Origin of the sequence: Methylacidimicrobium tartarophylax (assembly GCF_902143375.2) — a bacterium.
Classification (GTDB): domain Bacteria; phylum Verrucomicrobiota; class Verrucomicrobiia; order Methylacidiphilales; family Methylacidiphilaceae; genus Methylacidimicrobium; species Methylacidimicrobium tartarophylax.
In genome coordinates, this window is the sequence record NZ_CABFVA020000063.1 from 1 (window position 1) to 629 (window position 629).

1 protein-coding gene and 1 pseudogene are annotated in these 629 nt (G+C 62.8%); both read left to right on the plus strand.

Going from position 1 to position 629, the window contains the following annotated elements:
• A pseudogene (locus tag MAMT_RS05180) lies at positions 1-186 on the plus strand (cell division protein FtsA); the annotation flags it as partial.
• A gap of 29 nt (positions 187-215) precedes the next feature.
• Positions 216-629, plus strand: a 414-nt coding sequence (locus MAMT_RS05185; RefSeq protein ID WP_178086926.1) for an FtsZ/tubulin family protein, incomplete at its 3' end; no start/stop codon positions are given.

The following is a 629-nucleotide window of genomic DNA, read 5'->3' on the forward strand; positions in this document are numbered from 1 at the left end:
GTGGAAGCGGCGAAGCCGCTTCCCTTCCAGGGGGGAGGCTCCGGCGAGATCAGACAGGATTGGACGACCGTGCTGGGCCTCTTGCGCTATGGCAGGATCGTGGAGATGCAAGAGAGCGGGGGCGGTCGATGGGATCGCATGGGCCGGTCGTTGCGGAAATTCCTTTCTGGGATTCGTTTTTTTTAGGAGAGACTCCCGGTAGCGGGTGGAGCAGCATGAGCATTCGGATCGTCGGAGCCGGAGCGGCGGGAATCAGTGTCCTGGACGAGTGGATCCTCTTCTCCGATCGCCCGGAAGGGAGTCTCGCTTGCGACGGAGAGGCATCCTCGGTCGAAGGATCGCTTGCTTCCGAGAAGCTTCTTCTCGCTCCCGATCTGGTTGGTGGGCTCGGCTGCTTCGGAAGCCGCGATCTGGCTTGGCGGCTGGTGGGCCGGGAGAATCAGCGGTTGGACGATCTCCTGAGGGATTGTACCGGGCTATTGATCGTAACCGGCCTTGCCGGGGGAATGGGAGCGACGGTGGCGGAAGCCCTTTCCCTGAAGGCAGGGGAGCGGGAGATTCCGACCACGATTTTTGCCCTTCTGCCCTTTCCCTTTGAAGCCGAGGAGCGGCGGGAGGCGGCCGAAGCC